The sequence below is a fragment of the Cellvibrio sp. GW822-FHT04B05 genome (assembly GCF_058800985.1).
Genome location: NZ_JBXAMU010000003.1, coordinates 563333 through 589803, shown reverse-complemented (window position 1 = coordinate 589803; position 26471 = coordinate 563333). Strand labels below are relative to the sequence as shown.

Genomic DNA, 26471 nt, shown 5'->3' with positions numbered 1-26471 from the left:
TTTGCAACATTCATTTATTTTTTTAAGAGTTTTTTATGTCCTCTATGACTCCGCGCGAAATCGTGCACGAATTGGATAAACATATCGTCGGCCAGGCAGATGCCAAGCGCGCCGTCGCCATTGCGCTGCGCAACCGTTGGCGCCGCATGCAAGTGCCCGCCGAGATGCGCAATGAAATCACACCCAAAAACATTTTGATGATCGGCCCAACCGGTGTCGGTAAAACAGAAATTGCCCGTCGCTTGGCTAAACTCGCCAATGCGCCCTTTATCAAAGTGGAAGCGACCAAATTTACCGAGGTTGGTTATGTTGGCCGCGATGTGGAATCGATCATTCGCGATCTCGTCGATGTCGCCATCAAAATGCGCCGTGAGCAAGCGACCAAATCGGTGCAACATCGCGCTGCCGAAGCAGCTGAAGAGCGCATCCTCGATGTACTTTTGCCGCCGGCACGCAGCTTGTCTGACGAAGAAAGCAAACATGAATCCGGTACCCGCCAGATTTTCCGCAAGAAATTGCGTGAAGGCGAACTGGACGATAAAGAAATTGAAATCGATATAGCCGCCACTAACGTGGGGGTTGAAATCATGGCGCCACCGGGCATGGAAGACATGACCAATCAATTGCAAAGTATGTTTTCATCACTCGGGCGCGACAAAACCAAAAAAGCCAGAATGACAGTGAAAAAAGCCTTTAAACAATTGCAGGATGAAGAAGCGGCAAAGCTGGTGAGCGACGACGATATCAAAGCGCAAGCCATCGAAGCGACCGAGCAAAACGGCATAGTGTTTATCGATGAAATCGATAAAGTTGCGCGCAAGGGTAATGTGAGCGGCGCCGATGTCTCACGCGAAGGTGTACAACGCGATTTGTTGCCATTGATCGAAGGCTGCACCGTCTCCACCAAACACGGCACCATCAAAACCGACCATATTTTATTTATCACTTCCGGTGCATTCCACCTGAGCAAACCATCGGATTTAATTCCCGAGTTGCAGGGTCGCTTGCCAATTCGCGTGGAATTGAGCGCGTTAACGCCGGACGATTTTGAGCGCATCCTCACCGAACCCAAAGCATCGTTAACGGAACAACAGGAAGCGTTGCTGAAAACCGAAGGGGTAACGATTACATTCACCAAAGATGGAATTCGCCGCATTGCCGAAACCGCTTTTGAAGTGAATGAGCGCACTGAAAATATTGGCGCGCGCCGCTTGCATACTATTCTGGAGCGGCTGCTGGAAGGTGTATCCTTTGAAGCGGGCGATAGCAAAGCCGATGTCGAGATCAACGCTGTTTATGTTGAATCCCACTTGGGCGAATTGGCGAAGAACGAAGACCTTAGTCGTTTTATTTTGTAATTGATTGCAGAAAAAACATGAGCGCAATTCCAAGAAAGATCCAGTTCCACAAACAATCGCAACAACTTGAGTTGCATTTCGGTGGCGAGCAATTTTTATTGCCCGCCGAATTTTTGCGCGTGCACTCCCCCAGCGCCGAAGTAAAAGGCCATGGCCCTGGGCAAGCCGTTCTACAGCATGGAAAAAAAGCCGTTGGCATCAGCAAAATTGAGCGCGCAGGTAATTACGCGCTCAAATTAATTTTTGATGATGGTCATGACAGCGGAATTTTCACCTGGGACTATTTTTATGAACTCGGCAAGAACCAGGAGAAAATGTGGCAAGAATATTTGGAGGATTTACACAAGGCGGGTAAAAGTCGTGAAAAAGATACCAGCGTGGTGAAATTTATTTATTGACGGTTATCCGCTCAGCATCGCTTATATCGACCAGCTGACCCAACCGGTGTAAGCGCTGATCAAAATAAACAGGCCAAACACAATTCGATACCAGGCAAAAATTTCATAGCTGTGATTAGCCACAAACCGCACTAACGTCCGCACCGCAATCCAGGCACTGATAAATGCAGTGATGAAGCCCGCCGCGAACATCGGGAAATCACCCATATCCAACATATCGCGATGCTTGTAAATATCATAAAACGTTGCCGCAAACATCGTCGGTACTGCCAGGAAAAATGAAAACTCAGCCGCGACCTTTCGATTCAATCCAATAAATAAACCGCCGATAATCGTCGCTCCCGAGCGCGATGTGCCCGGAATCATCGATATCACCTGAAACAGGCCCACTTTTAACGCATCTTTCCAGCTCATATCATCGACATCGGTCACACGGATTTCATGTGTGCGCCGCTCGGCCCATAAAATCACCAAGCCACCGAGAATCAACATAGTTGCTACGCTCAGCGCATTGAACAAATAGGTTTTGATCAGCGAAATGAACAACACTCCCACGAAAGCAGCGGGCAAAAATGCGATCAGCAGATTGAGAATAAAACGCTGGGATTGCGAGTCATTAAACATTCCCAGTGCAACGCGGGTAAACTTTTGGCGGTATTCAACGACTACGGCGAGGATAGCGCCCAACTGAATAGCAATTTCAAATACACGCCCATCGTTATGAAAATCGATCAAATCGCCAACAACAATCAAATGCCCTGTACTTGAAATGGGTAAAAACTCAGTCAACCCTTCAACAATTCCCATGATGATGGCTTTAAAAATCAGCAGTAAATCCACGAAAGCTCCTTGGTAGGTATTAATTTAGCGGGCGCAAGTCTGCGACAATTACACCGTGTTTGCAAACTCTGTGCCCAATCTGGTGTCAATGACTAGGTTATAATTACAGATATAAACCCCAACGAGGATGAAGCAATGCGCAATTACTATTCCACAGCCCTGGTGACAGCATTGTTACTGCTGCTAAGTGCCTGCACTAATATCCACTACGCCAATGACTTCAAAGCAGACACCAACTTCTATGGTTTAAAAACCTACAGTTGGCGCGCTCTATCTGTGGATATTGGTGGCGTTGACCAAACCTTTTTACAAAATCTCGCCGATGCACAATTGCAATCGCAAGGCTTCACCAAAGTCGCATCTAACAGTGACTTACTGGTTGATATGCAGGTATTTTCGCGTGTTAGCAGCGGCGGCAATACCAGCATCGGCATTGGTATCGGCTTACCGGTGGGGCGTCACGGCAATGTTGGTTTGGGAACCGGACAAACCGTGGGTAAAGGCAAACAAGTCGGGGTGATCGTATTCGACATCACCCAGACCAGTACCAATACCTTGATCTGGCGCGGCAACGCCGAAGAAATTCCACTGATTAATTTCTCGCTAAAAGCCGAAAACAAATTGCGCGAAAGTTTTACCAAACTCTTAAGTCCATTCCCGCCGCAAGCCTCTGCGAAATAATGCATTGTCCTCATGCCGGATTGGATAACACTATCCAATCCGGCAGTCCGATTTTTCCTTCCTGATTTTTCTCTTATGTCGCAATCACAACGTTTTGCTGCCGAAGGCATTTTACCGCTCGTGGTTATGACGTCCGGATGCCAGGCTGGCTGGAATAGAGCGCGACGATTTAATTGGAGCGCAGTCGCGGTAGTTAATTTCAACCGCGCATAAACTAGATCAGTACCGGTAAAGGGCGATCCAACACAATAGAGTATTGCTCAGGCTTGATCGCCGCTGCATAGGCGACCACTTCGACACCAGCGGCATGCGCCGCTCGCAATGTTGTTGCATACACCGAATCGATATGCGCCGCTGCCCGCACTGATTGAATGCCGGTGTGCTGTACGCAAAATAATAAAACCGCCCTGTGTCCTTGCTCCACCATCGCAATCAATTCACGCAAGTGTTTACTGCCGCGCTCACTTACGGCATCGGGGAAAAATCCTTCGCCCTCCTCTTCCATCAAGGTCACATTTTTCACTTCCAGGTAACACAGGCGCGTATCAGGACTTTTGTTTTCACTTAAACATTTATCACTCAATACACGTTGGTTTAATAAAAAATCAATGCGCGATTTTTCGCTGCCATAAACCACTTCGCGCCGCAGCGTCTGGTAGCCGCGCAATTCGCTAATAACTTGCGCGCGCAAGGCAGCCTCAACCAGCTCATTAGTGCGCGCGGTATTGATTCCCGCAAGATGACCGCCGGGTGTTGTCACCAGTTCCAGTGTCTGCGGATACTTGCGCGCCTGGCTCAGACTGACGGAATACCAGCAGGGGCTCTCGGGGAGGACGCAATTTTTCATCGAGCCGGTATTAGGGCAATGGATGGTTAACTCACGGCCATCGGGCAGGCGCACGTCGGCCAGAAAACGTTTGTAGCGCCTGAGTAGCAGCGCGGGATAAAACAAGGACATAAGCAGCAATAACCCGATTGTTGGTCGATTGGCGGCAAATTGAAGCACAAACGCGCCAATTTGGGGCTATAGTTTTTGCTTGAAATAGGAATTGGAGAGTGGATTTACAGGATCAAGCACCTCAGCCAGCCAGTGCGCGAAAAAAGCTAGCACTCGCATTTGTTATCTGATAGCTTGCTCCCCCTTCTAATTCTGCCCACTTACCGGTGCAGATTATTGCCGATCCAGGAAGTCTTGCGAGGCGCTACTATGGCGAAAAAATCACCCTCTACTGAAACATTTGCACTGCGTCCTTTTACTCCTTATGTGGAGAAGAAAGGCGAAGAATATATGAACGATAACCAGAAGCTGCACTTCAGGCAGTTACTGCTCAACTGGCGTTCAGAACTGATGGAAGAAGTAGACCGTACCGTAAGCCACATGAAAGACGAAGCGGCCAACTTTCCTGATCCGGCCGATCGCGCCAGTCAGGAAGAAGAGTTCAGCCTTGAGCTGCGCACCCGCGACCGCGAGCGCAAGCTGATCAAGAAAATCGACAGCACCCTTGAGCTGATCGAAAACAATGATTACGGCTACTGCGATGCCTGCGGCGTTGAAATCGGTATCCGTCGCCTTGAAGCGCGCCCGACTGCTACCCTCTGCGTGGATTGCAAAACCCTCGCGGAAATCAAGGAAAAACAAATCGGCGGCTAATGCCGGTTTGATCGAGGCGAGCCCTTGCTCGCCTCAATCACCATGTCAGCAACACCTCTTTCGCTTACCCCTTCCCGACTCAACAGCACTGAAACATCAGGCTATATCGGTCGTTTTGCTCCTTCACCCAGTGGCCCACTGCATTTCGGCTCCCTTGTCAGCGCGCTCGCCAGTTATCTGGATGCCAAAGCCAATGGCGGACAATGGCTGGTACGTATAGAAGATCTCGACCCGCCGCGCGAACAACCCGGGGCGGCCAGCGCAATACTGCAAAGCCTCGATGAACACGGGCTACATTGGGATGGGGAAGTTCTCTACCAAAGCCAGCGCCACCACGCCTATCAACAGTGCCTTGATGCACTGTCAGATGCCGGATACGCCTACCCTTGCACTTGTTCGCGCCAGGACTTGGCCAATATGGGAGGGATATACAACGGTCATTGCCGCGCACACCAGCCAGCGTCCGGTCAGAGCTGCTCACAGCGCCTGAAGCTCTACGATCTGCCGGATCGTGCTACACCAGACTTGATCCGCTTCGATGATTTAATCCAGGGCACACAAACGCAAAACCTGCGCACTGAAGCGGGAGACCAGATCCTCAAGCGACGCGACGGTTACTTCGCCTACCCGTTAGCGGTTGTGGTCGATGATATCGCACAGGGAATTACCCATATTATTCGCGGCAGCGATCTGCTCGAGGTTACCGGTCGTCAGTTATTTTTCTTCGCATTATTGGGCGCACCGCTACCGCAATTTGGCCATGTGCCATTGGCCATGCAGGCCAACGGTCAAAAACTCAGTAAACAAAACCATGCAAAGGCGATAGACGGCAAACTTGCGAGCAGGAATCTGTGGCATGGGCTAGAGTTTTTAGGGCAAAATCCTCCCGCCGATCTGGCGGATAGTTCTACCCCTGAATTATTGGACTGGGCTTTGCATCATTGGCAACGCGATTCCATCTCTGGCCTTGGCCATCTGTATCAGGACGAAAATTACGAACAAGAAGAATAAGAGCCATTAACCTGCCTCGCTTTGCACATAGGGAAGATTACGATATGAACAATCAACGCCTGGTTATCTTGCTGCTGCTAGTGGCTTATATATTTTCGCCGAGCCTGTTTAACTGGATTATCAATACCGAAGGCGCCTGGTATCGTCCCTATATTGTGTGGGTAGTGGTGATTGTAATCGCGTTTATCATGCAGATCCGCCGCAAGAAATATCACGATTTTGATTAACTGTGCCGATCAATTGATCCTTCCACAAGACTGATAAGAATATAAACCAACATGACTTTTGACCTCAGCCAGGTAGCACTCATCGGTATCAGCTATTTATTGCTGCTGTTTGGCATCGCCTGGATTACCGAGCGTGGCTGGATTCCCGAGGCAGTCACCTCACATCCGATTACCTATATTTTGTCATTGGGTATTTTTGCCAGCGCCTGGGCGTTTTACGGGGTGATTGACCTAGCCTTCCAATATGGCTATGGCGCACTCGCTTACTATTTGGGGACTGGCGCGCTCTTCCTGTTCGCGCCAGTCGCACTGGCACCGCTGGCAGAATTGGCGCGGCGCCATCAAGTGCACTCGCTCGCCGACTTATTGGTATTCCGCTACCACAGCCACAGCGTGGGAGCGCTCACTACACTCTGTATGTTGTGCGGGATCTTGCCGCTGCTGGCGCTGCAGATCCAGGCCATCGCCGACACCATGCACATCCTCACGGTAAGCGGTAATCCATCACTGCCGCTGGCGGGAACCGGCCTGACTTTTAAAGATATTATGGCGCTCTGTTACTGCGCGATCCTTGCTTTCTTCACCATCTCTTTCGGCGCCAACCGCGAGCAACATAAAGGCCTGATTACTGCAATGGCCTTTGAATCGCTGCTGAAAGTCTGCGCCCTTTGTGCTGTCGGTTTGGTCGCAGTATTCGGCGTATTTGATGGCCTTGATGGGCTAGACCAATGGTTACTGGATCACCCGGAAAACCTGGCGTTACTGCACACCCCCATCCACTCGGATTCCGCCCACACACTCCTGCTGGTGTTTGTTGCGACCGCCGTCACCATGCCGCACATCTTCCATTTGGGTTTGGCGGAAAACCCGCTGATGCGCAATTCACACACGGTCACCTGGGCATTCCCGCTGTTTTTGTTGCTGATGGCGCTGCCGATTTTCCCGATCCTCTGGGCGGGTACTGAACTTAGCGTGCCATTGCCACCGCAGTACTATACCTTGGGTGTCCCGATTTTATTTAACTCGCCCGGCCTGACCCTGTTGGCTTTCCTCGGTGGACTTTCGGCGGCAACCGGCGCGATGGTGATTATCTCTCTCGCGCTCGCCACCATGGTAATGAACCATTGGCTGCTGCCCAGCCTGAAACTGCAGACCCGCACCGATCTCTACAGCCAATTGCTCTGGCTGAGACGAGTGCTCATCGCTGCCATTTTCGGCGGCGGTTATCTCTTTTATTGGGTGCTGGACAACAGCTTTAGCCTGGCGCATCTCGCCATGACCGCGTTTATCGAAACCCTGCAATTCCTGCCCGGGACCTTTGCCATTGTCTTCTGGAGCAAGGGCAATCGGCGCGGTTTGATCGCCGGCTTATCCGTAGGTACTACTATTTGGGCGCTCGGTTTGTTGCTGCCGATTCTGACCGGTATCGAATACATCAACCTGCCCATTGCCACTATCAGCATCCCCATCGGAATTGAGTACTGGAGTCAGGTAACGCTTATTTCCCTCGGGCTGAACACTTTCTTTTTTGTGGTGATCTCGCTGCTAACCCAGCAAACGGAAGACGAGCAATACAGCGCTAACCTCTGCGCTGCCGATGAGCTGAGTCACCCGGTGCGCCAGGCGCTGGATGTACATTCTGCATCGGAATTCAAACATCGCCTCGCCAAGCCGTTGGGCAAAGTCACCGCCAGCCGCGAAGTTGATATCGCCCTCAAAGAGTTAGAACTCAATATTGATGAGCGCCGCCCTTATGCCCTGCGCCGTTTGCGCGACCAGATTGAGGGCAACCTCTCCAGCCTGATGGGGATTCATGTTGCCAGCGAAATTATGGATAAGTACATTCCTCACTCGACCGCTGAGTCGCAGAGCACGGTGGACATCAACCTGATCGAAAACCGCCTCGCGCAATACCGCGACCATCTCACCGGTATGGCGGCGGAATTGAATACTTTGCGTCTTTATCATCGTAAAACCCTGGAAGAGTTGCCGATGGCGGTCTGCTCACTCGGACGCGATATGGAAGTATTGATGTGGAACCGTGCCATGGCAGAGCTGACGCAAACGCCTACCGAGGATGTTACCGGCTCTTATCTGGAGGACATTCCCGAACCCTGGTGCAGCCTGCTGATCGACTTCAGCCAAAGCAAAGAGCCGCATTTTTATCGCCGCGAAATCGAGCTGGACAACCGCCCGCACTGGATCAGCCTGCATAAGGCCAATATTGAGGGACCGATCACTGCCGGTGTCTACGATCAGGTAATGTTGCTGGAAGATGTTACCGAGACCCAATTACTGGAGCAGGAACTGGTGCACTCCGAGCGCCTGGCATCAGTTGGCCGCCTTGCGGCGGGTGTTGCCCATGAAATCGGCAACCCGATTACCGGCATCGCCTGTCTTGCCCAAAACCTGAAATACGACTCCACCGACCCAGCCGAAGTCCTGGAAACCGCTGAGCAGATCCTCAGCCAAACCGATCGCGTTGGCCGCATAGTGCAATCACTGGTGAGCTTCTCCCACGCTGGCCACGCGAGCAAAACCGAGTTTGAGGCCGTCTCAATCCGCGATTGCGCCAATGAAGCGATTCATCTGCTCTCCCTACAAAAGGAGAAAACGCAGGTACTGTTCTGCAATGACATTCCCAAAACGGCGATAGTCGCTGGTGACGCGCAACGCATAATTCAGATTTTTATAAATCTTTTATCTAACGCGCGGGATGCCAGCCCGGAGCAAGGGCGTGTTATGCTTGAAAGTAACGAAGATGAGGATTCGGTAACAGTTTCTGTTACCGATGAGGGGCATGGTATCCCTCCCGAACTGATAGAACGGATTCTCGAACCTTTCTTCACCACTAAAGAACCCGGTGAAGGTACAGGTTTGGGCTTGGCCATGGTGTACAGCATCATTGAAGACCATAGCGGCCATATGGACATCATTAGCCCTGCCGATACAGTTCATAACCGCGGCGCGCGCTTTGTCATTACCTTGCCACGCCATCTGGATTCATTTATGGATGCCTGATAACTCTTTAATGTACACCGATATAACAAGAAGCACGGTTAGTGCACACCAGACAGCGACCGGCAGCCAACTGCCCGTTATTGACCAGTAACACTTAACGCAAGACCCGGATAGCTATGAGTAAGATTCTGATTGTTGAAGACGAAACCATCATCCGTAACGCCCTGCGCAAGCTGCTTGAGCGCAACCAGTACGAGGTCAGCGAGGCCCCGTCGGTAAAAGAGGCGACGTCCAAATTCCAGCTCAAGGATTTCGACCTGATCGTCAGCGACCTGCGCCTGCCTGGCGCGCCGGGCACCGATCTGATCAAACTGGCAGGCGATACACCGGTACTCATCATGACCAGCTATGCGAGCTTGCGTTCCGCGGTAGATTCCATGCGCATGGGTGCGGTGGACTATATCGCCAAACCCTTCGACCACGATGAAATGGTCAACGCCGTCAAACGCGTAATCGGCAAAGCCAAGGCAGCCAACAAGGCCAGCGGCGGTTCAATCGCAGCCAGCACGGCTATCGCCGGCATGATTGGCGCCAGCGATGTTATGCAGGACCTGTACAACCGCATCCACAAAGTTGCTCCGACTAATGCCACGGTACTTATCCACGGTGAAACCGGTACCGGTAAAGAGCTGGTCGCCCGCGCCCTGCACGAAGAGAGCAGCCGCAATAATCATTTGATGATCTCGGTAAACTGCGCCGCGATTCCCGATACCCTGATTGAATCCGAACTCTTCGGTTACGAAAAAGGCGCCTTTACCGGTGCGGCGACCAACCGTGAAGGCCTAGTTGCAGCAGCTGACGGCGGCACCCTGTTCCTCGATGAGATCGGCGAATTGCCATTGGAAGCCCAAGCGCGCCTGCTGCGTGTACTGCAAGAAGGCGAGGTTCGCCCGCTGGGCTCGGTGGAGTCGCGCAAAGTGGATGTCCGCCTCGTCGCCGCAACCCACCGCGACCTGCGCAAGCTTTCCAAAGAGGGCAAGTTCCGCGAAGACCTTTATTTCCGCATTAACGTAGTACAGCTCGAACTGCCGCCATTACGCGAGCGCGGGCGCGATATCATCAATATCGCCGAATCCCTGTTACAGCGTTACTGCGCCCAGTTTGGCAAAACGCAACTCAAGCTCTCCTCCTCCGCAATGGATGCCATCATGAGCTACAACTGGCCAGGCAACGTGCGCGAGCTGGAAAACGCCATGCAGCGAGCGGTGATCCTGTGCGAAGACAGCAATGAAATCGGCGATCACCTGCTCTCCATCGATATGGATGGTAGCGATCTCGACGATAATACCGGCAGCTCACTCTTTGAGCCTGTACGCCTCGCCAACCGCACTCCTGGCGGTGCACCAGCAGCATCGGAAGATTTGTCCCTGGAAGATTATTTCCAGCGCTTTGTACTCGAGCATCAGGACAGCATGAGCGAAACAGAACTCGCCCGTAAGCTCGGCGTCAGCCGCAAGTGCCTGTGGGAGCGCCGCCAACGCCTTGGCATTCCGCGCACCAAATCTTCGGCGGCACTCAGTAACGCCAAATAACCCACTTAATAACATTTGCTTTAAAAAAATCCCCACTTGCCTTTTAGCAGTGGGGATTTTTAGTTTCTAGTGACAGTTTTTAATATTTTGGCGCCAACAATGTTGTTAAAAATGCCAAATCGTTACCCTCAAACACGAGAGTGTTACCGTAAAAATACTGTTACCGCATTTGTCAGACGTAACAAACAAGTGACAAATATGTAACCTATCGAAATAACAAAAAGAAATAAGGAGCGCGCCAAAAAAGCCAACGCATTGATTTAATTAACAATTCCAAATATGGCACAAGTACTGCTTTTAGAGCGCCATAACAAAAACAAATAATAAGAATTAAATGTGAAAATCTAATAACAACAACAAATAATAAAAAGCGTAACGAACTTAAAAATAACAACAATAGACAATAAGAAACTGAACCAGACAAATAACAACAAGAAACAATAAAAAAACTGAAAATAAAGAACATAACAACAACAAACAATAACAACAGAAATTGAATAATAATAACGAAAACAATAACTTAGATACACCACGCTAGAAGACAAAAGCAATAAGACAGTAAAATAAAGCGGATACTGACTAGGCACGGGATGGGATAGCACGCGAGATTGGATATGGGCATGGAAGCACCCCATTGAATGCCGATTAAAGCACTCCGGTGCTCCCTCCTACGGGAAAGCGAAAGCTTTCCCGTTTTGCTTTTCGGTATGTGCTTTTTTAATCGTTCGCATGCACAGCGCTAACTCATACCTGTTTATTTCCATAAAAGCGGGAGTTCGCACCTGATTTCAAGCCTGATCGAGAGGCAGGATTGTCGTAAAAAACTCCGTGCTTCTGCTAAACTCGCCGCTCTTGTGCAACTGACTGCCTAAACACCAGCGAGACAACATGCTCAAACGCTTGCTAAACCTGTTCACTTCCGGCGCAAAGGATTCCAGTAAGGCATCCGCAATCCGCACTAGCGATGGTGCCAGCCTGATTCCGCGCGACCAGCATAATATTTCCCGCAAGAACATCAGCCCCGCCGCCATCAAGATCATCAAGCAATTGGAAGATGCCGGCTTCGCCGCCTATTTGGTTGGCGGTGGTGTACGCGATTTGCTACTCGGCAACCATCCTAAAGATTTTGATGTCGCTACCAATGCCAAGCCCGAAGAAGTTAAACGCCTGTTCCGCAGTGCACGTATCGTCGGCCGCCGCTTCCAGATCGTCCATGTACGCATGGGGCGCGAGATTATCGAAGTCACTACTTTTCGCGGCCATCACGAGGAGTCCGCCTCACATGCCCGCAGTGAAGACGGCATGCTGTTACGCGATAACGTTTACGGCACCCTCGAAACCGATGCCATGCGCCGCGACTTTACCGTTAATGCCCTGTACTACACGCTCAAGGACTTTTCCGTCATTGACTACTGCAATGGCATGGAAGACCTAAAGCATCGCACCCTGCGCATCATTGGCGATCCTGCCACGCGCTACAAAGAAGATCCGGTGCGCATCCTGCGGGCCTTGCGCTTTGCCGCGAAGCTTGGCTTTAGCCTGGAGCCCAAAACCGCCAAGCCCATTCGTGAACTGAGCGGCCTGTTACTGAACGTTTCCGATGCCCGCTTATTTGAAGAAGTACTGAAATTATTTTTGGGCGGCTCAGCCACCGCTACATTCAATTTGATGCGTGAGTACGACCTGCTGGCTCATCTTTTTCCCGGCACCGATAAAGCACTCAAAGCAGGCGACGAATTTGGCGCCAATTTGATCGAGCAGTGCATGATCAATACCGATAAACGCATCCGGGCCGATAAAACTGTTACCCCCGCGTTTATCTATGCCGCCCTGCTGTGGCCCGGTCTGCAGCAACAATTCAAGTTGCTCAGCGGACAGATGACGCCTACCCAAGCCTGGGCACAGGCAGCGCAAAACGTCATCAACCAACAATTGACCCGCACGGCAGTGCCCAAACGCTTCCTGATCCCAATGCGGGAGATCTGGGATTTGCAGCAGCGCCTGCCAAGCCGCCTGGGAATGCGCGCACTGCGTACACTTGATCACCCACGCTTCCGTGCAGCCTACGATTTCTTATTGATGCGTGAAGCGGCAGGCGAAGCGCTTGATGGCCTCGGTGTATGGTGGACCAATTACCAGACCGCTAACGACGAAGAGCGCGAACAAATGGTGAAGGACATCGGCAAGCAAGCCGGTGGCAAATCAGCGAGCAAGCCGCGCCGTCGCCGTGGCCCGCGCAAACCCAAAACCGATGCCGCACCCGGCGGGAATGAATAATCCATGGCGCTGGCCTACATAGGTCTCGGCAGCAATCTGGAAGATCCACTCGCGCAGGTAGCGCGCGCCTTCGCCGAGCTGGCTGATATAGCCTACACAGCTCTGGTGAGGCGCTCCGCCATCTATTCCAGCCATGCAGTAGGGCCCGAGCAGCCGGATTACATCAATGCTGTTGCACTGCTGGACACCAACCTCGAGCCTCTCGCGCTTCTGGATGCATTGCAAGCCATAGAACAAGCCCATCAGCGCGTGCGTATCCAGCACTGGGGGCCGCGCACATTGGATCTGGACCTGCTCCTGTATGCGGATCGCACTATCCAGCATGAGCGCCTCACCGTACCTCATCCCTATCTGACCCAGCGCAGCTTTGTGCTTTATCCGCTCGCGGACATCACCCCGGATTTACACTTGCCCGATGGCACTCCGCTTGCCGATTTGCTCAGCTGTTGCCCTGCCGATGGGCTGGTACGGCTGTCATTGCCCGCTTAACGAATTAGTTTCAAGGAGTTACCGTGGACGTTGTTTTTGAAGAACTCGGACTGGATTTAACCAATACCAACCTGCCGCGTTATATCGCCGTGGAAGGGTGCATTGGGGTAGGCAAGACGACCCTTGCACGCAACATCGCCCAACTGTTTAATTACGACATGTTGTTGGAGCAGCCGGAGGAAAATCCATTTTTGGAACGCTTCTATCGCGATCCAAAATCCACCGCACTGCCGACCCAATTATTCTTTTTATTCCAACGCGCCAACCAATTACAAAGCCTGCGTCAGGACGACATTTTTGAACCGGTTCGTGTGGCTGATTTTCTGATTGAGAAAGACCAATTATTTGCGCGCGTCACCTTGGACGACGACGAGTTCAATATTTATCGTCAGGTGTATGACAAATTAGTCATCAATGCACCGCGTCCGGATTTAGTGATTTATCTGCAAGCACCGCTGGATGTATTGCTCGACCGCATCCGCCAGCGCGGCATCAGCGCCGAGCAATATATCAATGCCGAGTATTTAAAAGTGCTCAACGATGCGTACACAGAATTTTTTCACTTTTATGATGGTGCACCGCTATTGATTGTAAATGCCAAAGATTTAAACCTGGCGAAAAATCGCGATCACTTTAAGCAATTGGTGGAATATATCCTCACCATTAAAAGTGGCCGCCATTATTACAATCCGGTGCCTGCACTTTAATTCAGACAATTCTGATTTTTATTTTTTGTAGCGAGAATTGCTATGCCTTATTCAACTATCAACAGCACCTCAACGGCGAATACCGCGCTCACTAAAAATGTCTCTATCAATACACTCAACAAGCTAAAAAGCAGCGGCGAAAAATTTGTTGTGATTTCACTGTATGACGCGCACATGGCAGCTATGGCGCAACGCTGCGGGGTAGAAGTTGTATTGGTTGGCGATTCACTGGGCATGACTGTACTGGGTTATGACAGCACGATTCCAGTGACCATGGAACAAATGATTTATCACGTGGAAGCGGTCGCGCGCGGCAATAAAAAGTCGCTCATTATCGGCGACCTGCCTTTTATGACCTACGCCACACCCGATGAAGCTATGCGCAATTGCACCCGCATCATGCAAGCCGGTGCACAGATGGTAAAACTGGAAGGCGGTGCATGGCTTGCTGAAACAGTAAATATGCTCGCTGAACGCGGCGTGCCTGTGTGTGCACACTTGGGTTTAACTCCGCAATCGGTCAATAAATTTGGCGGTTTCCGCGTTCAGGGGCGCGATGATGCCGGCGCAGAAAAAATTCTTGCCGATGCAAAACTACTCGCCGATTCCGGTGCAGATTTATTAGTACTGGAATGTGTACCCGCCGATTTGGGTGCGCGCATTACCCGTGAAATTGCTATTCCTGTTATTGGAATAGGCGCAGGACGCGACACTGATGCGCAAGTGTTGGTGATCAACGATATTCTTGGCCTCACCGAGCAACCGCCAAAATTCTCCAAGAATTTTTTATTGGAAGCGAAGGATATTCCCGGCGCGATGCAAAAATACGTTGCCGATGTTAAGTCAGGTATATTCCCTGGTGACGATAATATTTTTATCTAAAAATTCATTAAACACAGGGATTCTTAGCAGCGCACAGGTGTGCTGCTAAACTGGTAAAAACTCAGCATAAAATTCGGTCATAACAGCTGCACTACGACAAAACATTGCAGCCTCACCAAAAAACATGAGAAAAGGTTTAACGTTATGATCACAAGAACAGCATTGATTGTTGCCGCGCTTGCGTGCGGCAGCGTCAGTTTATACGCCTGCACTCCATCACAAGTAACTCCTACATCCCAAATACAGTCCGAGCAAAACAGTTGGGAGCAATATCTCGCCACATCCCAAAAGCTACGCCAGGCAGACCGGGATTTCCTTGCCGCAGAATTAAAAACCTTGGGTCAAAACAAGCCAAGCTTACCCGAGAAAGCCAAAGAGTTCGGCTTTGAGGTCAAGCAACCGGCAGATTGGTTTAAAAGCGTCGAAGGTAAACGCGTGATGGATATCATCCTCTCCTTCCAAACCCCTTCCGGTGGTTGGTCAAAACGCACTGATATGGGCAAAGCACTGCGCAAACCCGGTCAGGCGTTTGGTGTTGAGAAAGATTACATACCTACCTTCGATAACAGCGCGACCAGCACCCAACTCAAATTACTCGCACAGGCTTATCAAGCAACGGGAGACAAGCGTTATAGCGAGGCATTTAACCGCGGCCTGGCGTTTATCATCATCGCCCAATACCCCGATGGTGGCTGGCCACAAAACTTTCCGCTGGTGGGCGGCTACCACAACCACATCACTTATAACGATTCACTTATGCGCGACTTGATGGTCGTATTGCACAGTGCGGCAAATGCAAAAAATGAATATGCATTTGTGTCCAAAGAGCAACAGCAAGCAGCGCAGGCAAGCCTCGCGCGCGCGCTGGATTGTGTATTAAAAACACAAGTTGTCGCCAATGGAAAACTGACTGTATGGGCAGCTCAATATGATGCAAAAACCCTCCAGCCGGCAAAAGCCCGCGCCTATGAAATGGTCTCACTCGCAAGTGCCGAGAGCCAATCGATGCTGGATTTTTTAATGAGCCTGGAATCACCGTCGCCCGCGATTATTAAATCGGTACATGCAGGTATCGCTTGGTACGAGTCAACTAAAATTGAAGGTAAAGTGTGGGAGCGTGGTGCAGCCACCTTAAAAGATGACCCGAAGGCGTCACCGATATGGGCGCGGTTTTATGAAATAGGAACGAATAAACCCTTGTTTGGCGACCGCGACGATACGGTTTTTTATGAGTTAAATAAAGTATCAGCAGAGCGGCGTGAAGGTTACGCCTGGTACTCGAACTCGCCCAATAAAATCCTGGCAAAATACGCGAAGTGGGCAAAAAAATATCCACAGTAATACGGCAAATTTTATGAACAAATTCCCGGTCAAATACCGGGAATTTTTACAGCCGTTATTTTTCTTCGCTCGCCCACACTTTCATAGTCTGCACTGCCAACAATTTGCACTCACCTTTTTCTTCCACATAAGTGCGCATAAATTGGTAGCGCGAGGTGCGGAAAGTTTTGCCATCGGCATTCCATTTATCCACGCTGCTCAATCCTTGCAATACCACCGTATTGCCTAAGCGCTGCCGGGTGGTATCGTGGGAACGACGCTCTTTTACCTGTTCTTCCGGTTTCTGTACCCGCGCTAATAATTCAGCTTTTTTCTCTTTCATACTGGCCAGGTTATGCACCCAATAAAAATCCGGCGCGAGCACTTTTGCCAAAAATTTTACATCGCCTTCCTGCAATGCTTTTTCATATCGCGCATCCAATGCTTCCAAATTTTTTTCGTCTAGACAGGTTTCTGCTTGAACAGAAGAAGCCATTAACCAACCCAATGCGATTGACATAACCACTGCTTTTTTCATCACCAATATTTCCCACAAAAGTGTAAATCGTAAACCGCAAAAATAAAAAAAGCCGACACCATAAAGATGCCGGCCAAGACCATACTAGATTACAAATAAAGGGGAGTTCCAAACCGGGCCAAGATAAAAACCCGTCGGTAACCGCACAACCTTCCTAAATCGATGAACCAACCAAAACATGAATGCCGTTGTACTCACAGGAAGAAACCGTTACCGGTAGTGTTAGTATTGTTCACTTTTCGCCCGTTGCCAGTTTTTTTATCGCGCCATTTAAAATATTTGGCGATAACCCCGCTTGCTTCATTAAAAAAGGCTATAACCGTGCGGATTCACGCCAGGTTGCGCCCCATCAATACCATGGATTCATTAATCAGATATTCCAGCCGTACGGCGGTTGTCGAACGCAGTGCGAAGTCATCGACTAATTTGCGCAACCGGCTCAATTTGGGACGCACCGCACGAAACTCTTCGGTGACCGGCTCGTAATCCAGATCGTGATCTTGCACGCTCAGCTTGCTTAACTCGGACAACTCCGAGTGGAGTGCACCAATCAGGTCGTAGAAAAAATCTTTCCGATCCAGGCTATTAGCTTCCCAATAGGCCTGATCCAACCCGCCCAACAAATCCTCAAGCACCTTGATGGCTTTGGAAATACTGCTATTCGACATAACACACCTTTTTTCATGTAATGATCAACCGATTGAGTATAGAAGACTTTAATGACGCTGCCGGATGCTCTGCTAAACTGCGCGCTTGCTGCAAGGAATCCTTATGTCGTTCGAACAACTCTGGCTATTCACCACCATCACCCTCGTCATCTCCGCCAGCCCTGGCCCAGTGATGCTTGCCTGCATGATTGATGCAGGTCGTTACGGTTTTGCCAAATCCATGTTCACGATGCTGGGCGCCAGCACCGGCAATTTAATCCTGATGTTGTTATCGGCATGTGGATTGGGATTACTGATTGAACAAGCGGAGTGGATTTTCCATGCGATTAAATGGATTGGGGCGACCTACCTGATTTATTTAGGTATAAAGCTGGTGCTCGCACCGCCTTTGAGTATGGATATACAAGCGCGGCAAATTCGTAGCAGCCAGTTGTTTCGCAAATCGTTTATCGTTGCCGTGACCAACCCGAAGGGGCTGATTTATTTCGGCGCATTAATGCCGCCGTTTATCGATGTACACAAATCCATGCCACCGCAATTTGCGTTGCTCACTAGCATTTTTTTGGCGATGGATTTAATTTGGATGGCAATTTACGCCGTCGGTGGGCAGAGCATCATGCGCTGGTTAAAATCTCCCGAACACCAGCGCTGGTTCAATTGGATTTCCGGAGGCACACTGATTTTGGCGGGCGGCGCACTCGCGTTCTCCAAACTCTAATTGTCCGCTTTTCTGATTACACGATTTGGGTATAAGCAAAGAAAAAACGATTCTTTTTCATTCGCCCGATAAATCCTTAAGCTGCACTTCATACACTTTTGGAGGCAGCAGCATGTCGCTCAATCAATCCGGTTTCCCCAAATCCCTTCTCGACCAGCCAATCCTGATCGTACCCGGCCTGCGTAATAGCGACGAGCAGCATTGGCAGAGCTTGTGGCAAAACCAGTTGCCTCACAGCAAGCGTATCCATGTCGATGATTGGAGCACGCCGGATCTGGACAAATGGAAAGCCGGAATTCGCACTGAATTAGCCACTTTCGATAAGCCGGTTGTCATCATTGCACATAGCTTTGGCACACTTGCCAGTGCCAGTATTGCGGCCGAATTTCCCGATAAAATCGCTGCACTTTTTCTGGTCGCGCCAGCAGATCCGGATAAATTCCAGATCGCCAAACGCCTGCCGCAAAACCTGTTGCCGGTACCAGCCAAAATTATCGCCAGCAGTAACGATCCATGGCTGAGCGAGAACAAGGCAGCTTATTGGGCGTTGCAATGGGGTACTGACTTTTTGCGCCTGAAGAACGTCGGCCATATCAATAGCGAATCCAATCTGGGCTTATGGACACAAGGCATCCAGCTATTACAGCAACTGGTGCGCAACGCAAAAAAACAGGACATTTCTACTCGTACCACCGTCCGTACCACCTCACCCAAACTTAATCGCGCGGCATAAAACCGCGCAATTACCTGCCAAGCGCTATACTGGCAAGACGTTCCTCATTTGCCTAAAACCGATGACGATAACATCCAATGGCGCACAAAATTTGCGCCTCTCCGCTTTATGGATATTGCTCTCATATTGGCTATCCAATGCCACACTGGCAGCAGAGTCGGTGATTTACGCGTGGGCTGAACCCATGGCGGCCGATAGACGCGGCCACTACCCCATCGAACTCCTGAAACTGGCACTCGCCAAATCCGGCCAGGATTACCTCGCTAAACCCAGCAAATTCGATCAACCCCAATGGCGGACGCTGCGGCATTTGCAAATGGGTAAAGCGATGGATATTGTCTGGACATTAAGTTCGCCGGAACGTGAGAATGAATTGCTACCAATTCGCATCCCCATTGATCGCGGCCTGATTGGTTGGCGCCTGCTGCTGATTTCCGATACTGACGCCCAGCGCTTTGCCGCAATCGACACCGCCGAACAACTCAAAACGATGCGCTCCGGTCAAGGGCACGATTGGCCCGACTATCCTATTCTGCACAACAACGGCTTCAAGGTTAGCCCAAGCTCCAGTTACGAAGGCCTGTTCCACATGCTCAAACGCGGCCGCATTGGTTACTTCCCGCGCTCCCTCACCGAAATACAACCGGAGCTGGATGCCCGACCGGCTATGGGGTTAATGATCGCTCCAAAATGGGTGCTCTATTATCCAGCCCCGCTCTACTTTTTTGTGCGACGCGATAACACCAAACTTGCCCATGCCATTGAACAAGGGCTCGAAATCGCTATTCGCGATGGCAGCATGCGCCAATTATTCGAGCAGCACTTCAGCCAGGACATTGCCCGCGCCCAATTACAACAACGCACAATCGTGCGCTTGCATAACCCGCTACTCACTCCTGAAACGCCATTAACGCGCAGCGAGTTATGGTTCTCACCGGAACAAGGTTTTTAAATGACGACATCTTCAACCAACAGCACCACACAATCACCGCCGCATATCCGCCGTATTGGTTTGCGCATGGTGGGTGCCGTCATTGCATTTACTTTCTGTATCGCTGTGCTGGTATCGAGCGTACAAATTTATAGTGTTTATCGCACCGAGTTGATTGATGCACAGAAACATTTTATCGATATCGAAAAAAGTTATTTGCCCAGTCTCGCTGCCGGTATGTGGTCAGTCGATCAGGAGCGGGTCGATGCATTACTCGATGGCATGGCACAATTACCCGATGTTGGCTTTATCGAATTGCGCGATGAACTCCAACAGCGCTGGAACCGCCGCCATGCTAAATATGAAAGCGATTTATTGAGCCGCAGTTTTGCCATTGTTTACCGCGAAGACAATGAAGATTTTCCCATGGGCGAACTCACCGTTTCGCTCATGTCCGCCGATATTGATGCGCGCACGCTACATACCGCTAGAAGCATCGCCATCACCACCTGCATTACGTTATTTTCAACCGTCTTTTTTGTGTTGTTTATTGTGCGTCGCTGGATTACCCGCCACCTGGAAACCATGGCCGACTATGCGCAAACCCTGGATTTAAATAATCTCGATAAACCATTGGCACTGACACGCGCCGACACCGGTCAACCCGATGAATTGGGTTTGGTAGTCAACGCCATTAATAAAATGCGTCTCAGCATTAAAAATGATTTAAACAAACGCAATTACCTGTATCAGGAATTGAGTGTTTATCGTAACCAACTTGAACGACTGGTCACTGAACGCACTATTGACCTTGAATACAAAAGCCAGCAACTGGAATTAAAATCCAATGAATTGATTGAACAAAATAACGAGCTGGATGCTTATGCGCATACAGTGGCCCATGATTTGAAACAACCAATCAGTACGTTGCTGGGTGCCTCCAGTTTATTAAGCAATGAAGAGCTGCAACTTTCTGCCGAAAAGAATCGCGTCCTCATCGATAGCATTCAACACTCCGCGCACAAAATGCGCTCGATCATCGACTCGCTGCTCCTGCTCTCCAACATCCGTAAATGCGAAAACATTGTACTCACCACTGTCGACACGCGACAAACCGCGCAGGAATCCTGCACTCGTTTGCACCAGCTGATCGAACAACAAAATGCAACCATACGAATGGGAGCACACTGGCCAAAAGTTCATGGGCATGAGCAGTGGATTGAAGAAATTTGGGTAAACTATTTATCCAATGCGCTGAAATATGGCGGCACACATCCCACTATCGAATTAGGGGCGGAAACGCTGAAAACCGCTTTGGTGAAATGTTGGGTAAAAGATTCTGGCCCGGGTTTGAACGAAGAACAGCAGCATGAGATTTTTGACAAGTTTGTCCGCTTTGACACAACCGCAGCCGACGGCCATGGCCTTGGTTTATCCATTGTAAAACGCATCACCCAACGCTTGGGAGGAGAAGTGGGTTATGAGCAAGCACCCGGTGGCGGCAGCATTTTTTGGTTTAGCCTTAAAAAGGCAGACAGTAAAAATATCGACTTCAATCGCACACCTCAAGCTTCATCGCCAGATTAAAATAAAAAAACGCGCAAAAGCTGCGCGTTTTTTTATTGCTCGACCATTCACGATGCCCTTTTTAATTTGTAAAACGTTTTTTACTTGCGCAATCTTTGCACTGCTGCTATCTCCACTCAGGTGGCCGGTGCACTGGTGCGAATCAGATGATCAAAAGCACCGAGCGATGCTGTAGCACCTGCGCCCATCGCAATGATAATCTGTTTGTAAGGCACATTGGTACAGTCGCCTGCGGCAAACACGCCCGGCACCGACGTTTCGCCACGCGCATTGATTTCAATCTCGCCGCGATTGGTTAGCTGCAAAGTCCCCTTGAGGAAATCGGTATTAGGCAGCAGACCGATCTGGACAAATATCCCGTCCAATTCTACAGTCGCGACTTCATCGGTATGGCGACTTTTGTATTTCAATGCTGTCACTTTTTCACCGTTACCGATTACCTCGGTGGTAAGCGCTTCGGTGATCACCGTAACATTCGTCAAGCTGAATAATTTGCGCTGCAATACCGCATCGGCACGCAATTTAGAATCGAACTCGATCAGTGTTACCTGAGCAACGATGCCGGCCAAATCAATCGCCGCTTCTACACCGGAATTGCCACCGCCAATAACTGCCACACGCTTACCTTTAAATAAAGGACCATCACAGTGTGGACAGTAAGCAACACCTTTACCGCGGTATGTATTTTCACCCGGTACATTCATTTCTCTCCAGCGCGCCCCGGTCGCAAGAATGATGCTTTTGCTTTTTAAACTCGCGCCGCTCGCAAGTTTTACTTCTACCAAATCGCCGGGAATAATTTCCGTGGCTTTTTGTAGATTGATCACATCAACAGCATATTCTTTAACGTGTTGCTCCAACGCCATTGCCAATTTTGGGCCTTCGGTTGCTTTTACCGAAATAAAATTTTCAATCGCTACTGTATCCAGTACCTGGCCACCAAAACGTTCAGCGATTACACCGGTGCGAATACCTTTACGCGCTGAATAAATCGCTGCCGCTGCACCGGCTGGGCCGCCGCCGATAACCAATACATCGTAGGGATCTTTCTCACTCAATGCTGCAGCATCGCGCTCAGCTGCGCCGGTATCGACCTTGGCGATAATTTCTTCGAGCGTCATACGGCCTTGGCCAACATGTTGACCATTAAGGTAAATACTTGGCACCGCCATGACTTTACGCTTATCCACTTCGCTTTGAAATAAAGCGCCATCGATCATGGTGGCAGTAATATTGGGATTTAATGCTGCCATCAAATTTACGGCTTGCACTACATCAGGACAGTTGTGACAAGAGAGGGATACAAATACTTCAAAATGTAATTTGCTATCGAGCGATTTAATTTGCGCGATAGTTTTTGCATCCACTTTTGGTGGATGCCCGCCCGTTTGCAACAATGCCAACACCAGCGAGGTAAATTCATGCCCCATCGGAATTCCCGCAAATTCAATACGCGGCGTTTCACCTTGGGCAGCGACCGAAAATGACGGACGATAATATGCATTAGCCTGCTCGCTAATACTGACTTTGTCAGACAAAGCAGAAATATCTTGCAAGAGACTTTTTAATTCCTGACCTTTTGCACTCTCATCCAGGCTGGCCACCAGTTGGATCGGGCGTTGCAGTTTTTCCAAATAAGCCTTGAGTTGGCTTTTGATCGCGGCATCTAACATGGTGTGTGCTCCGTGAATTTTTTGTCAAAGCCCGCCTTGTGAGCGGGCTTTTTTTGGTATCAATATTGAGCGTGATTAAATTTTTCCAACCAGATCGAGTGATGGGGCCAAAGTCGCTTCACCCTCTTTCCATTTGGCCGGGCACACTTCGCCAGGATGCGCTGCCACATATTGCGCCGCTTTTACTTTGCGCAGAAGTTCAGATGCATCGCGGCCAATACCGCCAGCGTTTACTTCGATAATCTGGATCTTGCCCTGCGGATCGATCACAAAGGTGCCGCGCTCAGCCAAGCCTTCAGATTCAATCATCACACCGAAATTGCGGGTGATGGTGCCGGTTGGATCACCAATCATCGGGTACTGGATTTTGCCGATAGTTTCTGAACTGTCATGCCAGGCTTTGTGGGTGAAGTGGGTATCAGTAGACACTGAATAGATCTCTACGCCCATGGTTTGGAATTCCACGTAGTTATCAGCCAGGTCACCCAATTCAGTGGGACATACAAAGGTGAAGTCAGCCGGGTAGAAGAACACCACTGACCATTTGCCTTTGAGATCGGCATCGGTTACCGGCACGAATTTGCCCTGGTGATAAGCTTGGGCGCTGAAGGGTTTGATTTCTGAATTGATAGTTGCCATGAGTAAAACTCCTAAGGTCTGTGTGGTTGAGAAATCGGTTTAATTGATTCGACAGGCACAGATTAGGGAGTTGAACGCCAAGCGGCTAATTGAATGTTGCCATGCTTTTAATATTAAAAAACTATCGTTTACTTTTAACTGATTTTAAATAGCTATAGAAAGGTTCATAAAAAAAGCCATGTGTCACTGCAAGTGGCATGGCTTTTCGATCCGTTCAGATAGAGCTATAAATCGTCTAAAGGCTTATTTCACAGTGTTTTGCAGACTTAGCAGGCTATTGGCTGTGTCTGATCCCTGCGGGGCGAAGCGAAGGCCTTGCTGGACAAACATCCTGGCTTTTTCCGGTAAAGCTAACTGCACGTAGCTTTGCGCAAGCACGAGATACAGATCAGCAGCGCGACGCTCGATGCGTAAACCGCGCTCGGCCGTTGCGATAGCTCCCTGATAATCACGCGCCTCATACTGGCTGCGTGCCTGCCGTGCCAAACTCTGCACCGCCGGATTAGGCGGCGTCACTACTGGCGCTGGCTTAGGCACCACAACCGCCGGAGGTGTTACCACAGCGGGCTCAGCAGGAGGAACTACGATGGGCTTTTCTTCTGCCGGCGGCGGTGGCGATTGGGTATGGGTGGCACACCCTGTAAACGCAGATACAGCAACAATCAGGAGCGAAACATAAATACACTTAATCATGCGCAACAAGGCTCTCCAATAGATTCAATAAGGATCGGGCTTATCGGGAACGAGCATCCAACTCGGCCAGCTTATTTCTGGTAAATGCTTCATCCTCAAAGTCGTGCCCGGTATTTAATGCCATTTCATAAAGAATGCGGCTTTGCTTTATATCACCATTTTTCTCGTATGCACGACCCATTTTAGAAAATGTTTCTGGCGACTGGTTATTTCCCGTAGCTCCCAATAATTTTTGGTAGGCAGCGAGTGACTGCTTAAGGTCGTTAACATTGTAGTAAGCCCATCCCAAAGTGTCCCAAATCAATGGCGACTGTGGGGTGATGCTTGTTGCCTCATTGATAAACTTTATTGCCTTCGCCGGCTGCTCCATTCGCTCGGAATAGGTTGCGGCAATCTGGTTCACTATGTAGGGATCATGTTGGATAGCCAATGCTTCAGTGTAAGCCTTAATGGCAAGCTCATATTGTTGGTTAGCGTTATACAAATTACCCAGTTGCAATTTCCACTCAATATTTGAATCCACTGGTAGCAACTTGTAGATATCGATAGCAGCAGCATATTTTTTCTGGTGGTAGTAGGCTTCAGCCAATTCCAATTTGGGAGAAACCAACGCGGGATAGTCACGCCCCAGCTTGAGATAAGTCGCAATTGCCTGCTCTGTTTGATTGGTTTTTATTTGCGATCGGGCATAAACCAAACTTAGCCAAGGGTGTACTTTTTGCTCACCTTCTTTAGCATAAATTTCACCGACCGCCGCATACATTCCCTGTTTATACAAGAGCGCGGCCAACGCAACTTTTTGCGCATTGGCGGCTAAGAAAGTTAACTCGGCAGGCTTAATAAAATAGATATCAGGAAATATTTTCCCGATAGCTTCACGCGATTGCGAAGTTATCTCGGCATTCCCTAACGCTAATGCCGCCAACTGAAGTAACGGATCAGCAGTCAATTCCTGACTCAACCCAGGGAGAATTAATGTGGCATCAGCTTTTTTATTTAATGCGGCCAACGCTAATAATTGTGCTGTAATGGAATCTGCCGTTTTATCTTTTTTCTGGGATGCGACTAAATGAGTAAGTGCTTGATCATAGTGTTTTAAATGCAACTGGACTATCCCGATGTTAAGTTGGGACAACACATCATCCGGATTATTTTTTATGATTTTATTAAATGTTTGCAACGCTTCCTGGTACTTTCCAAGACCTAAATAAGATGCACCGATCAACTGATAAAGGTGGTCGGAAGAATTACCGGCTTTAGCAACGATAGAAAATTCATCCAGGGCATTCTGGTAATCCCCCTGAATAATTCGAACCCGACCTAACTCATAATGCGCATCGGCCAACGCATTATTTTTAGCCAACGCCCGGGACAGCGAGCGTACAGCCTCGTCATATCGTGACTGCGCAATATAGACCCTGCCGATATCCAAATTAAGTTGTGCACTACGCTGAGCCACATCCAAATTATCAACCATTGCAAGCGCGCGGAAATACCTGCTTTCATTTCTTAACGCGCGAAACAAATTCTCCCGCAATGCAGGAGCCAGTTGTGGAAGGTTTCGCTCCACTTCCAGTAAATGTTTTTCAATCAAGGAAAAATCTTCGCTGCCGAGATATGCCAGAACTAAAAGAAGATGCGCTGGATACTTTTCTGGCCTGTTGGCTATTATCTTTTCTGCTTCCGCACGCGCATCACCATATGCTCCTGCCCTTAAATTAGCGACCGCTTTTGAATATTCCGCAGAGTGGATTTCCTGGGAACTCAGAAACCCTTGTAAGTTATCCTTGGATAGTGCCGCATTTGCAGGAGCCGAGATAAATCCATAGCAGAACACTAATAAACAAAGCCGGTTAACAATTTGCATTTATAGATCCTTTTAAGTAAAAAAATGGAG

The 26471-nt window shown here is 49.6% G+C and carries 25 protein-coding genes; 17 read left to right on the top strand and 8 right to left on the bottom strand.

What is annotated here, in order from left to right; all coding sequences use genetic code 11:
* Positions 1-35 precede the first annotated feature (35 nt).
* Both hslU and AC1RJL_RS12405 read left to right on the top strand, forming a co-directional pair.
* Positions 36-1358, top strand: coding sequence for an ATP-dependent protease ATPase subunit HslU (hslU, locus tag AC1RJL_RS12410; RefSeq protein WP_492914413.1), 1323 nt, complete (start codon positions 36-38; stop codon positions 1356-1358).
* Positions 1359-1375: 17 nt separating this feature from the next.
* Positions 1376-1756, top strand: coding sequence for a gamma-butyrobetaine hydroxylase family protein (locus AC1RJL_RS12405; protein WP_492914410.1), 381 nt, complete (start codon positions 1376-1378; stop codon positions 1754-1756).
* Between the two features lie 21 nt (positions 1757-1777).
* On the opposite strand, the gene AC1RJL_RS12400 is transcribed toward AC1RJL_RS12405, so the two are convergent.
* A complete protein-coding gene (locus AC1RJL_RS12400) occupies positions 1778-2596 on the bottom strand; it encodes an undecaprenyl-diphosphate phosphatase (RefSeq protein WP_492914408.1) in 819 nt (272 codons plus the stop codon).
* A 135-nt stretch (positions 2597-2731) separates the two neighbouring features.
* Here AC1RJL_RS12400 and AC1RJL_RS12395 point away from each other — a divergent pair, with 135 nt between their 5' ends.
* Positions 2732-3277, top strand: coding sequence for a DUF4136 domain-containing protein (locus AC1RJL_RS12395; RefSeq protein WP_492914406.1), 546 nt, complete (start codon positions 2732-2734; stop codon positions 3275-3277).
* 214 nt (positions 3278-3491) lie between these two features.
* Here AC1RJL_RS12395 and sfsA read toward each other — a convergent pair whose 3' ends face one another.
* Positions 3492-4235, bottom strand: coding sequence for a DNA/RNA nuclease SfsA (gene sfsA / locus AC1RJL_RS12390; protein ID WP_492914743.1), 744 nt, complete (start codon positions 4233-4235; stop codon positions 3492-3494).
* A 249-nt stretch (positions 4236-4484) separates the two neighbouring features.
* Here sfsA and dksA point away from each other — a divergent pair, with 249 nt between their 5' ends.
* From dksA to pelA, 10 genes are all read left to right on the top strand, one after another.
* The gene (gene dksA, locus AC1RJL_RS12385; RefSeq protein ID WP_007645291.1) at positions 4485-4928 is read left to right on the top strand and encodes an RNA polymerase-binding protein DksA; all 444 of its coding nucleotides are present in this window, start codon (positions 4485-4487) and stop codon (positions 4926-4928) included.
* A 24-nt stretch (positions 4929-4952) separates the two neighbouring features.
* Positions 4953-5939 (top strand): tRNA glutamyl-Q(34) synthetase GluQRS, encoded by a 987-nt coding sequence (gluQRS, locus tag AC1RJL_RS12380; protein WP_492914403.1) that lies wholly within the window; start codon positions 4953-4955, stop codon positions 5937-5939.
* 44 nt (positions 5940-5983) lie between these two features.
* A complete protein-coding gene (locus AC1RJL_RS12375) occupies positions 5984-6166 on the top strand; it encodes a hypothetical protein (protein ID WP_435782288.1) in 183 nt (60 codons plus the stop codon).
* Positions 6167-6217: 51 nt separating this feature from the next.
* The gene (locus AC1RJL_RS12370; RefSeq protein WP_492914399.1) at positions 6218-9187 is read left to right on the top strand and encodes an ATP-binding protein; all 2970 of its coding nucleotides are present in this window, start codon (positions 6218-6220) and stop codon (positions 9185-9187) included.
* Positions 9188-9303: 116 nt separating this feature from the next.
* Entirely contained in the window at positions 9304-10719 is a 1416-nt protein-coding gene (locus AC1RJL_RS12365; RefSeq protein ID WP_492914398.1) for a sigma-54-dependent transcriptional regulator, read from the top strand.
* A gap of 888 nt (positions 10720-11607) precedes the next feature.
* Positions 11608-12996 carry a polynucleotide adenylyltransferase PcnB gene (locus AC1RJL_RS12360; RefSeq protein ID WP_492914396.1) on the top strand — a complete coding sequence of 463 codons (1389 nt, stop codon included), beginning with the start codon at positions 11608-11610 and terminating at the stop codon, positions 12994-12996.
* Positions 12997-12999: 3 nt separating this feature from the next.
* The gene (gene folK / locus AC1RJL_RS12355) at positions 13000-13485 is read left to right on the top strand and encodes a 2-amino-4-hydroxy-6-hydroxymethyldihydropteridine diphosphokinase (RefSeq protein WP_492914394.1); all 486 of its coding nucleotides are present in this window, start codon (positions 13000-13002) and stop codon (positions 13483-13485) included.
* Positions 13486-13508: 23 nt separating this feature from the next.
* The gene (locus AC1RJL_RS12350; RefSeq protein ID WP_492914392.1) at positions 13509-14192 is read left to right on the top strand and encodes a deoxynucleoside kinase; all 684 of its coding nucleotides are present in this window, start codon (positions 13509-13511) and stop codon (positions 14190-14192) included.
* Positions 14193-14234: 42 nt separating this feature from the next.
* A complete protein-coding gene (gene panB, locus AC1RJL_RS12345; protein ID WP_492914390.1) occupies positions 14235-15074 on the top strand; it encodes a 3-methyl-2-oxobutanoate hydroxymethyltransferase in 840 nt (279 codons plus the stop codon).
* A gap of 144 nt (positions 15075-15218) precedes the next feature.
* On the top strand, positions 15219-16415 hold the full coding sequence (gene pelA, locus AC1RJL_RS12340) for a pectate lyase (protein ID WP_492914387.1): 1197 nt from the start codon (positions 15219-15221) through the stop codon (positions 16413-16415).
* Between the two features lie 55 nt (positions 16416-16470).
* On the opposite strand, the gene AC1RJL_RS12335 is transcribed toward pelA, so the two are convergent.
* On the bottom strand, positions 16471-16914 hold the full coding sequence (locus AC1RJL_RS12335) for a nuclear transport factor 2 family protein (RefSeq protein WP_492914385.1): 444 nt from the start codon (positions 16912-16914) through the stop codon (positions 16471-16473).
* A 347-nt stretch (positions 16915-17261) separates the two neighbouring features.
* Positions 17262-17600 (bottom strand): hypothetical protein, encoded by a 339-nt coding sequence (locus tag AC1RJL_RS12330; RefSeq protein ID WP_492914383.1) that lies wholly within the window; start codon positions 17598-17600, stop codon positions 17262-17264.
* A 103-nt stretch (positions 17601-17703) separates the two neighbouring features.
* Between AC1RJL_RS12330 and AC1RJL_RS12325 the strand changes: the two genes are divergently transcribed.
* From AC1RJL_RS12325 to AC1RJL_RS12310, 4 genes are all read left to right on the top strand, one after another.
* Positions 17704-18318 (top strand): LysE family translocator, encoded by a 615-nt coding sequence (locus AC1RJL_RS12325; RefSeq protein ID WP_492914381.1) that lies wholly within the window; start codon positions 17704-17706, stop codon positions 18316-18318.
* A 112-nt stretch (positions 18319-18430) separates the two neighbouring features.
* A complete protein-coding gene (locus AC1RJL_RS12320) occupies positions 18431-19051 on the top strand; it encodes an RBBP9/YdeN family alpha/beta hydrolase (RefSeq protein WP_492914380.1) in 621 nt (206 codons plus the stop codon).
* 61 nt (positions 19052-19112) lie between these two features.
* Complete coding sequence (locus tag AC1RJL_RS12315; RefSeq protein ID WP_492914378.1) at positions 19113-20003, top strand: substrate-binding periplasmic protein; 891 nt, start codon at positions 19113-19115, stop codon at positions 20001-20003.
* Positions 20004-21569, top strand: a complete 1566-nt coding sequence (locus tag AC1RJL_RS12310; RefSeq protein WP_492914376.1) for a sensor histidine kinase — start codon at positions 20004-20006, stop codon at positions 21567-21569. It abuts the gene before it with no gap.
* 116 nt (positions 21570-21685) lie between these two features.
* On the opposite strand, the gene ahpF is transcribed toward AC1RJL_RS12310, so the two are convergent.
* The 4 genes from ahpF to AC1RJL_RS12290 all read right to left on the bottom strand — a co-directional run bounded on the left by ahpF (position 21686) and on the right by AC1RJL_RS12290 (position 26441).
* Positions 21686-23242 (bottom strand): alkyl hydroperoxide reductase subunit F, encoded by a 1557-nt coding sequence (ahpF, locus tag AC1RJL_RS12305; RefSeq protein WP_492914375.1) that lies wholly within the window; start codon positions 23240-23242, stop codon positions 21686-21688.
* Between the two features lie 75 nt (positions 23243-23317).
* A complete protein-coding gene (gene ahpC, locus AC1RJL_RS12300) occupies positions 23318-23881 on the bottom strand; it encodes an alkyl hydroperoxide reductase subunit C (protein WP_492914373.1) in 564 nt (187 codons plus the stop codon).
* 243 nt (positions 23882-24124) lie between these two features.
* Entirely contained in the window at positions 24125-24574 is a 450-nt protein-coding gene (locus AC1RJL_RS12295; RefSeq protein WP_492914371.1) for a tetratricopeptide repeat protein, read from the bottom strand.
* Positions 24575-24614: 40 nt separating this feature from the next.
* Positions 24615-26441 (bottom strand): tetratricopeptide repeat protein, encoded by a 1827-nt coding sequence (locus tag AC1RJL_RS12290; RefSeq protein ID WP_492914369.1) that lies wholly within the window; start codon positions 26439-26441, stop codon positions 24615-24617.
* Between the last annotated feature and the right edge of the window lie 30 nt (positions 26442-26471).

Coding starts and splice junctions, on each gene's coding strand:
- hslU (WP_492914413.1), top strand. CDS start 36: ATGTCCTCTATGACTCCGCGCGAAATCGTGCACGAATTGGATAAACAT.
- AC1RJL_RS12405 (WP_492914410.1), top strand. CDS start 1,376: ATGAGCGCAATTCCAAGAAAGATCCAGTTCCACAAACAATCGCAACAA.
- AC1RJL_RS12395 (WP_492914406.1), top strand. CDS start 2,732: ATGCGCAATTACTATTCCACAGCCCTGGTGACAGCATTGTTACTGCTG.
- sfsA (WP_492914743.1), bottom strand. CDS start 4,235: ATGTCCTTGTTTTATCCCGCGCTGCTACTCAGGCGCTACAAACGTTTT.
- dksA (WP_007645291.1), top strand. CDS start 4,485: ATGGCGAAAAAATCACCCTCTACTGAAACATTTGCACTGCGTCCTTTT.
- AC1RJL_RS12375 (WP_435782288.1), top strand. CDS start 5,984: ATGAACAATCAACGCCTGGTTATCTTGCTGCTGCTAGTGGCTTATATA.
- AC1RJL_RS12370 (WP_492914399.1), top strand. CDS start 6,218: ATGACTTTTGACCTCAGCCAGGTAGCACTCATCGGTATCAGCTATTTA.
- AC1RJL_RS12365 (WP_492914398.1), top strand. CDS start 9,304: ATGAGTAAGATTCTGATTGTTGAAGACGAAACCATCATCCGTAACGCC.
- AC1RJL_RS12360 (WP_492914396.1), top strand. CDS start 11,608: ATGCTCAAACGCTTGCTAAACCTGTTCACTTCCGGCGCAAAGGATTCC.
- folK (WP_492914394.1), top strand. CDS start 13,000: ATGGCGCTGGCCTACATAGGTCTCGGCAGCAATCTGGAAGATCCACTC.
- panB (WP_492914390.1), top strand. CDS start 14,235: ATGCCTTATTCAACTATCAACAGCACCTCAACGGCGAATACCGCGCTC.
- pelA (WP_492914387.1), top strand. CDS start 15,219: ATGATCACAAGAACAGCATTGATTGTTGCCGCGCTTGCGTGCGGCAGC.
- AC1RJL_RS12335 (WP_492914385.1), bottom strand. CDS start 16,914: ATGTCAATCGCATTGGGTTGGTTAATGGCTTCTTCTGTTCAAGCAGAA.
- AC1RJL_RS12330 (WP_492914383.1), bottom strand. CDS start 17,600: ATGTCGAATAGCAGTATTTCCAAAGCCATCAAGGTGCTTGAGGATTTG.
- AC1RJL_RS12325 (WP_492914381.1), top strand. CDS start 17,704: ATGTCGTTCGAACAACTCTGGCTATTCACCACCATCACCCTCGTCATC.
- AC1RJL_RS12320 (WP_492914380.1), top strand. CDS start 18,431: ATGTCGCTCAATCAATCCGGTTTCCCCAAATCCCTTCTCGACCAGCCA.
- AC1RJL_RS12315 (WP_492914378.1), top strand. CDS start 19,113: ATGACGATAACATCCAATGGCGCACAAAATTTGCGCCTCTCCGCTTTA.
- AC1RJL_RS12310 (WP_492914376.1), top strand. CDS start 20,004: ATGACGACATCTTCAACCAACAGCACCACACAATCACCGCCGCATATC.
- ahpF (WP_492914375.1), bottom strand. CDS start 23,242: ATGTTAGATGCCGCGATCAAAAGCCAACTCAAGGCTTATTTGGAAAAA.
- ahpC (WP_492914373.1), bottom strand. CDS start 23,881: ATGGCAACTATCAATTCAGAAATCAAACCCTTCAGCGCCCAAGCTTAT.
- AC1RJL_RS12295 (WP_492914371.1), bottom strand. CDS start 24,574: ATGATTAAGTGTATTTATGTTTCGCTCCTGATTGTTGCTGTATCTGCG.
- AC1RJL_RS12290 (WP_492914369.1), bottom strand. CDS start 26,441: ATGCAAATTGTTAACCGGCTTTGTTTATTAGTGTTCTGCTATGGATTT.